Genomic DNA, 8297 nt, shown 5'->3' with positions numbered 1-8297 from the left:
AGGCTTGCCCAAAGCGCTGTCAAGTAAACTATTTTGCAATATTTCGCCTTTTCGGTGCCGCTACGCGCTTGTCAAGGCTTGACTTATGCACATCAATGGGTTTTCCGCAGTGCAAGAGCGGGTTAGTGCTTAACTCATCTGAGGGAGGGCAGCAAGTCCTTGATTTACAAGGGATTGCACGGGCTCGGGAGTGTGCCGGAATGCCAGTGAAAGCCTTGTTTTACGGGCCTTCACAGAAACTCCGGACGAGTTTTCAACAAAGTTATCCACAGGCGGTGCCCGGGGCCGGGAAAACCCGCCATCTATCATCGACTTAGGGGCACATTTGAAGCGTTACTTTAAGTTGATGTTGCGCCGCACACTTGATCTGTCCGGGAAGCTGCACAGCGTTCGTCTGCACACGCAATGGGCGTCGCCGCCCCATACTGGACCGTACCCGATGCAGCGTTCCGCCCGCGCCGCCGGAGCCGCGCCGTGAGTTTGCCGGCGATCCCCGGAGAAGCCGGGCCGATGGCACTTTCCCCGGCCTTGCCAGGTGCGGCCGCCGCAGGGCCTGCCGTGGCGCAGGTGGCGCTCGATACACCTGCAGACGATTTTTTCGACTATCTTGCTCCCCCGGAAGTGCAGCCGGGGGAACTGGTGGCGGTGCCGTTTGGCCGCCGCATGCTGGTGGGCGTGGCGGTGTCGCGCTCCACCCACTCGGACGTGCCGGCCGAGCGGCTGCGTCCGGTCGCGCAGCGCCTGGACTGGCTGCCCCCGCTCGGCGCCCATTGGATTGCGCTGGCCGAGTTTGCCGCCCGCTACTATCACCGCTGCCTGGGCGAGGTCATGCTGCCGGCGCTGCCGCCGGCGCTGCGCGAGGCCGAGGGCTGGGCACGCCTGGCACTGCGTGCCCGCAGCGAGCATTACCGCGTGGTGCCGGGGCAGGGCGCCGCGCTGCTGGCTGCGGTGCCGCCACGCGCCCGTACCGTGCTGGCGCTGGCGCAAGCCCTGGTGGCCGCCAGCGAAGACGGGCGGGCCGTATCCGCCGGCGAGGCGCGCGCGCTCTGCAGCGCCGCGCCGTCGCGTCTGGCCGAGTGGGTCGAGGCGGGCTGGGCGAGTTCGGTGCGCGCGGACCAGCCCCTGCTGGGGGCGCCTTCGGCGGCCGAGCCGTCCGTCGCGCCGCCGCTGCACGAAGAACAGCGCGTGGCGGTGGAGGCGATCGGCCAGGCCAGCGGATTCTCGCCCTTCCTGCTTCACGGGGTGACCGGCAGTGGCAAGACCGAGGTCTACCTGCACGCCATGGCCGAAGTGCTGGCGCGGGATCCACGGGCGCAAGCGTTGATGCTGGTGCCGGAAATCAACCTCACACCGCAATTGCAGGGCCGTATCGCCGCGCGCTTCCCGCATCTGCCTCTGGCGGTACTGCACAGTGGCCTGGCAGACCAGGAGCGCACCCTGCAATGGCTGGCCGCGCACCGCGGCGAGGCGCGCATCGTGCTGGGCACGCGGCTGGCGGTCATGGCCTCGCTGCCGCACCTGGCCATGATCGTGGTCGACGAAGAGCACGATACCTCCTACAAACAGCAGGAAGGCCTGCGCTACTCGGCGCGCGACCTGGCGGTATGGCGCGCCAAGCAACTCGGCATCGCGGTGGTGCTGGGTTCGGCCACGCCGTCGATGGAGTCCTGGTGGCGCGCGGAGCAGGGCACCTATCGCAAGCTGGTGCTGCGCGAGCGCGCCCAGACCGATGCCACGCTGCCCGCCGTAAAGCTGGTCGACCTTAACCAGGAGCGCCAGCGCCAGCGCGCCCTCTACGAGGGCTTGTCGGTGCCGCTGCTGAACGCCATCGAGGCGCGCCTGGCCCGCGGCGAGCAGAGCCTGCTTTTCCTTAACCGGCGCGGCTATGCGCCGGTGCTCGCTTGCGACAGCTGCGGCTGGCTGTCAGGCTGCCCGCGCTGCTCCGCCTACCTGGTGCTGCACCGGCCGGAACGCCGGCTGCGCTGCCACCACTGCGGGCTGGAGTCACCGGTGCCGCACCATTGTCCGGACTGCGGCAATGTCGACGTGGCGCCGCTCGGGCGCGGCACCCAGCGCATCGAGGAGGCGCTGGCGGCGCGCTTCCCGCAGGCCCGCATCGCCCGCATCGACGCCGATTCCACGCGCCGCAAGGGCAGTGCCCAGGCCATGTTCGACGAAGTGCACGCGGGCGAGGTCGACATCCTGGTCGGCACCCAGATGGTGGCCAAGGGGCACGACTTCCAGCGTGTGACGCTGGTCGGCATCGTCCATCCCGACGCCGCCATGTTCAGCCACGATTTCCGCGCCGCCGAGCATCTGTTCGCCTCCCTGATGCAGGTGGCCGGCCGGGCCGGCCGGGCAGGCCTGGCCGGCGAAGTCCTGATCCAGACCCGCTATCCCGATGCATCGGCATTGCAGGCACTGGTACGCCATGACTATGATGGATTCGCGGCAACGCAGTTGCGCGAGCGGCGCCAGGCCGGGTTGCCCCCGTTCGCTTACCAGGTGCTGGTCACGGCCGAGCACGGCCAGCTGGAGCGGGCGCTGGCCTTCCTCCAGGGCGCGCGCAACCGCGCGGATGCGTGCCGGATGGCGCCGGAGGTGCAACTCCATGATCCCGTGCCGATGTCGATGGTGCGTGTGGCCAACCGGGAGCGCGCGCAGATGCTGGTGGAGAGCACATCCCGCCTTGCTCTTCAACGCTTTATCAGCGAGTGGGTGCAAACTTTCAGCGACGCGATGGCCGATGCCAAGGGCGTGCGCTGGCAGCTTGAGATCGATCCCTTGCGGATTTGAGCGGCCCTTCCGAGGCCGTTGAAGATGGGCTGGAGGCAGCGTGGCACAAGATGTGGTGCAACCGTCATTGGCTGCCGATCATGGTGGTTGTACCTAGTTGCACCTTTGGTTTTTGCCGGAGTATGATCGCGCCAATCCGCAGGTTTCCCGAAAGCACCGGGGGGCCAGCGTCCGCGTCTTACGGAGAATCAAGCGCATGGCCACCACCACCCTCGGCGTCAAGCTGGACGACGCTTCCCGCGAACGCCTGAAGCGCGTTGCCCAGTCGATTGACCGCACGCCGCACTGGCTGATCAAGCAGGCCATCTTCACCTATCTGGAACAAGTCGAGCGGGGCCATCTGCCTCATGAGGCCGGCGCCGCAGGTGCGGGGAGCGAGGGTATCGCCGAAGGCGCCGATGGATTCGACGGCGCGGCTGGTGAAGGCGCACCGCAGCCCTTCCTGGAATTCGCCCAGAGCGTGCAGCCGCAGTCGGTGCTGCGCGCGGCCATCACCGCCGGCTACCGACGCCCGGAAACCGAGTGCGTGCCGGTGTTGCTGGAACAGGCCCGCCTGCCCCGGCAGCAGGCCGAGGCAGCGCTCGCCATGGCCAGGACCCTGGCCACGCGGCTGCGCGAGCGCAAGGTGGGCACGGGGCGCGAAGGGCTGGTACAGGGCCTGATCCAGGAGTTCTCGCTGTCCTCGCAGGAAGGCGTGGCGCTGATGTGCCTGGCCGAAGCGCTGCTGCGCATCCCCGACAAGGCCACCCGCGACGCGCTGATCCGCGACAAGATCAGCGGCGCCAACTGGCAGTCGCACCTGGGCCAGAGCCCGTCGCTGTTCGTCAACGCCGCCACCTGGGGCCTGCTGCTGACCGGCAAGCTGGTGGCCACCCATAACGAGGCGGGCCTTTCCAAGGCGCTCACCCGCATCATCGGCAAGGGCGGCGAGCCGCTGATCCGCAAGGGCGTGGATATGGCGATGCGCCTGATGGGCGAGCAGTTCGTCACCGGGGAAACCATTTCCGAGGCGCTCGCCAACGCGCGCAAGTACGAGGCCGAGGGCTTCCGCTACTCCTACGACATGCTGGGCGAGGCGGCCATGACGGAGGCCGACGCGCGGCGCTACCTGGCCTCTTACGAGCAGGCCATCAACGCCATCGGCCAGGCCTCGCGCGGGCGCGGCATCTATGAAGGCCCGGGCATCTCGATCAAGCTCTCGGCCTTGCATCCGCGCTACAGCCGCGCGCAGCACGAGCGCGTGGTGAGCGAGCTGTACGGCCGCCTGAAGTCGCTGACGCTGCTGGCTCGCCAGTACGACATCGGCATCAATATCGACGCCGAGGAAGCCGACCGCCTGGAAATCTCGCTCGACCTGCTGGAGCGCCTGTGCTTCGAGCCCGAGCTGGCCGGCTGGAACGGCATCGGCTTCGTGGTGCAGGGCTACCAGAAACGCTGCCCCTTCGTGATCGACTACCTGATCGACCTGGCCCGCCGCAGCCGCCATCGCCTGATGATCCGCCTGGTCAAGGGCGCGTACTGGGACAGCGAGATCAAGCGCGCCCAGGTGGACGGGCTGGAGGGTTATCCGGTCTACACGCGCAAGGTCTATACCGACGTGTCCTACGTGGCCTGCGCGCGCAAGCTGCTGTCGGTGCCGGACGCCATCTACCCGCAGTTCGCCACCCACAACGCCCACACGCTGGCGGCCATCTACCAGATCGCCGGCCACAATTACTATCCCGGCCAGTACGAGTTCCAGTGCCTGCACGGCATGGGCGAGCCGCTGTATGACCAGGTGGTTGGCCCGCTGGCCGACGGCAAGTTCAACCGCCCGTGCCGGATCTACGCGCCAGTGGGCACGCACGAGACGCTGCTGGCCTACCTGGTGCGCCGCCTGCTGGAAAACGGCGCCAACACCTCCTTCGTCAACCGCATCGCCGACGAGACCATCTCGCTGGACGAACTGGTGGCCGACCCGGTGACGGTGGTCGAGCGCATGCATGCCGAGGAAGGCACCCTCGGCCTGCCGCACCCGCGCATCCCGCAGCCGCGCACCCTGTATGGCGAGTCGCGCGCCAATTCCGCCGGCATCGACCTCTCCAACGAGCATCGCCTCGCTTCGCTGTCGTCGGCGCTGCTGGCCGGCACCAGCGAGACGCTGCGCGCCGTGCCGCTGCTGGGTGTGGAAGCCGCGGCCGGCGAGGATGCCGTCCAGCCCGCGCCGGTGCGCAACCCGTCCGACCTGCGCGACGTGGTCGGCCACGTTACCGAAGCCAGCATGGCCGAGGTGGAAGCCGCCCTGCAGGCCGCCGTCAACGCCGCGCCGATCTGGCAGGCGACCCCGGCCGAGGTCCGTGCCGCCGCGCTGGAGCGCGCCGCCGAGCTGATGGAAGCGCAGATGCAGTCCCTGATGGGCACCATCGTGCGCGAGGCCGGCAAGACCTTCTCCAACGCCATCGCCGAAGTGCGCGAGGCGGTGGACTTTCTCCGCTACTACGCCGCCCAGGTCAGGGAAACCTTCTCCAGCGACACCCACCGCCCGCTCGGGCCCGTGGTCTGCATCAGCCCGTGGAATTTCCCGCTGGCCATCTTTACCGGCCAGGTCGCGGCCGCGCTGGCCGCCGGCAACACCGTGCTGGCCAAGCCCGCCGAGCAGACCCCGCTGATTGCCGCACGCGCCGTGCGCCTGCTGCGCGAGGCCGGCGTGCCGGCCGGCGCGGTGCAACTGCTGCCGGGCCGCGGCGAGACCGTGGGCGCCGCGCTGGTGGGCGACGCCCGCGTCAAGGGCGTGATGTTCACCGGCTCCACCGAGGTGGCGCGCCTGCTGCAACGCAGCGTGGCAGGCCGCCTGGACGCCGCCGGACGCCCGGTCCCGCTGATCGCCGAGACCGGTGGCCAGAACGCCATGATCGTCGACTCGTCCGCGCTGGCCGAGCAGGTGGTGGGCGATGTGGTGAACTCCGCCTTCGACTCGGCCGGCCAGCGCTGCTCCGCGCTGCGCGTGCTGTGCCTGCAGGAAGACGTGGCCGACCGCGTGCTGGCGATGCTCAAGGGCGCCATGGACGAACTGGCCATGGGCAACCCGGACCGCCTGTCGACCGACGTCGGCCCGGTGATCGACGAAGAAGCGCGCGACAACATCCTGCGCCATATCGACGCCATGCGCGCCAAGGGCCGCCGCGTCCACCAGGCCCGCCCGGACGGCGCCGCCAGTGCCGCCTGCCGCCACGGCACCTTCGTCTCGCCCACGCTGATCGAACTCGACAGCATCGAAGAACTGCAGCGCGAGGTATTCGGCCCCGTGCTGCATGTGGTGCGCTTCGAGCGCGCCGGCCTGGACCCGCTGCTCGAGCAGATCAACGGTACCGGCTACGGCCTGACCATGGGCATCCATACCCGCATCGACGAGACCATCGCGCATATCGTCGAACGGGCCGAGGTGGGCAATCTCTATGTCAACCGCAATATCGTGGGCGCGGTGGTGGGCGTGCAGCCCTTCGGCGGCGAAGGCCTGTCCGGCACCGGCCCCAAGGCGGGCGGCCCGCTCTACCTGCACCGCCTGCTCTCGGTCTGCCCGCAGGACGCCGTGGCCCGCGCCGTGCGCGCCTCGGACGTGCCTGGCGGCGCCGACGATGCCGGCCCGGTGCGCAGCATGGTGGCCGATGCCCTGGGCACGCTGAAGGCATGGGCGCAAGGCGAAGGTGCGGCGCTGCCGGAACTGGCGGCAGTGTGCGAGCGCTTTGCCGCGGCGTCGCCCGCAGGCCTGTCGGTGACGCTGCCCGGCCCCACCGGCGAGCGCAACACCTACACTCTGCTGCCGCGCGCCGCGGTGCTGTGTCTGGCCCAGCAGGAGGCCGACCTGGCCACCCAGCTGGCAGCGGTGCTGGCAGCCGGAAGCCAGGCTGTGTGGCCTGACAGCCCCATGGCGCGCACGCTGTTTGCACGCTTGCCGAAGGCAGTACAATCGCGCGTCCGTCTGGTAACGGACTGGGCCGCGGGTGACGCGAACTTCGACGCGGTGCTGCACCACGGCGATTCCGACCAGTTGCGCGCCGTCTGCGAACAGCTGGCCACGCGTTCCGGCCCGATCATTTCGGTGCAAGGGCTGGCGCACGGTGAACCGAATATTGCGATCGAACGTTTGTTGATCGAGCGTTCGCTGTCCGTCAATACGGCGGCTGCGGGCGGCAATGCCAGTTTGATGACGATCGGCTGACCTGCCGGCCGTCAATCGGAGGGACGCGAGGCGAGCGGCGATCCCGCAAGTCCCGCGTCATTGAAATCGGGGAGCGTTTCGCGCCACACCCGGACGCGTCCAAAAGCGCAGCAAGGCTATTCAAAAGCCACCAAGGAGAACTGATGAACTCGACTTTCCACAAGACGGCCCTGACCGTTGCCCTGTCCGTCGCCGGCCTCTGCGCCGCTTCGGCAGCTTTCGCACAGGCTCAGGAGATCAAGCTGGGCTTCGCCGCGCCGATGACCGGCGGCCAGGCACAGTATGGCAAGGACATGCAGAACGGCATCGTCCTCGCCATCGAGGAAATGAACGCGACCAAGCCCAAGATCGGCGGCAAGGACGTCAAGTTCGTACTGCTCTCCGAAGACGACGCGGCCGACCCCAAGACCGGCTCGGTGGTCGCGCAAAAGCTGGTCGACGGCGGCATCCAGGGCATGCTGGGCCACTTCAACTCCGGCACCAGCATCCCGGCGTCGATGGTGTACAACCGTGCCGGCATTCCGCAGATCGCCATGGCCACCGCGCCCGAGTACACCCGCCAGGGCTTCAAGACCACCTTCCGCATGATGACCTCCGACACCCAGCAGGGTTCGGTGATCGGTGCGTTCGTGGTGAAGAAGCTGGGCGCCAAGAATATCGCCATCGTCGACGACCGCACCGCCTACGGGCAGGGCCTGGCCGACGAGTTCGAAAAGGCGGCCAAGGCTGCCGGCGGCAAGATCGTGCGCCGCGAGTACACCAACGACAAGGCGGTGGACTTCAAGGCCGTGCTGACCAATATCAAGCGCAGCAACCCGGACGTGATCTTCTTCGGCGGCGCCGAGACCCAGTCCGCGCCGATGGCCAAGCAGGTCAAGGAGCTCGGCATGAAGTCCCCGGTGGTGTCGGGCGAAATGTCGAAGACCGACAACTTCCTCAAGCTGGCCGGCCCTGCCGCCGACGGCACCGTGGTGTCGCTGGCCGGCCTGCCGCTGGAGCAGATGCCCGGCGGCCTCGCCTATGAGAAGAAGTACGAAAAGCGCTTTGGCAGCAAGGTCCAGACCTACTCGCCTTATGCCTACGACGGCGCCACGGCCATGATGACCGCCATGATCAAGGCAGGCTCGGCCGATCCGGCCCGCTACCTGCCGGTGCTGGCGGCCACCAATATGCCGGCCGTGACTTCCAAAACCCTGGCCTATGACGCGCGCGGCGACCTGAAGGACGGTGGTATCACCGTCTACAAGGTAGTCGGCGGCAAGTGGACCGTGCTGGAAACGGTTGGCGGCAAGTAAGGCACGCT

Annotated in this window: 3 protein-coding genes; all 3 read left to right on the top strand. The window is 68.2% G+C overall.

What is annotated here, in order from left to right:
- Positions 1 to 510: 510 nt before the first annotated feature.
- Positions 511 to 2796, top strand: coding sequence for a primosomal protein N' (locus P3W85_RS03680; RefSeq protein WP_276263773.1), 2286 nt, complete (start codon positions 511 to 513; stop codon positions 2794 to 2796).
- A gap of 196 nt (positions 2797 to 2992) precedes the next feature.
- Positions 2993 to 6994: a trifunctional transcriptional regulator/proline dehydrogenase/L-glutamate gamma-semialdehyde dehydrogenase gene (putA, locus tag P3W85_RS03675; protein WP_276263772.1), complete on the top strand. Its 4002-nt coding sequence runs from the start codon at positions 2993 to 2995 to the stop codon at positions 6992 to 6994.
- Between the two features lie 143 nt (positions 6995 to 7137).
- Entirely contained in the window at positions 7138 to 8289 is a 1152-nt protein-coding gene (locus tag P3W85_RS03670; protein WP_017230611.1) for a branched-chain amino acid ABC transporter substrate-binding protein, read from the top strand.
- Positions 8290 to 8297 lie beyond the last annotated feature (8 nt).

Source organism: Cupriavidus basilensis, from assembly GCF_029335485.1.
GTDB lineage: Bacteria > Pseudomonadota > Gammaproteobacteria > Burkholderiales > Burkholderiaceae > Cupriavidus > Cupriavidus basilensis_E.
The sequence above is the reverse complement of the archived record's forward strand: the minus strand, read 5'-3'. Positions and strand labels throughout refer to the sequence as shown.

Excerpts from the sequence above, each read along its gene's own strand:
- putA (WP_276263772.1), top strand. The coding sequence starts at position 2,993 with ATGGCCACCACCACCCTCGGCGTCAAGCTGGACGACGCTTCCCGCGAA.
- P3W85_RS03680 (WP_276263773.1), top strand. The coding sequence starts at position 511 with ATGGCACTTTCCCCGGCCTTGCCAGGTGCGGCCGCCGCAGGGCCTGCC.
- P3W85_RS03670 (WP_017230611.1), top strand. The coding sequence starts at position 7,138 with ATGAACTCGACTTTCCACAAGACGGCCCTGACCGTTGCCCTGTCCGTC.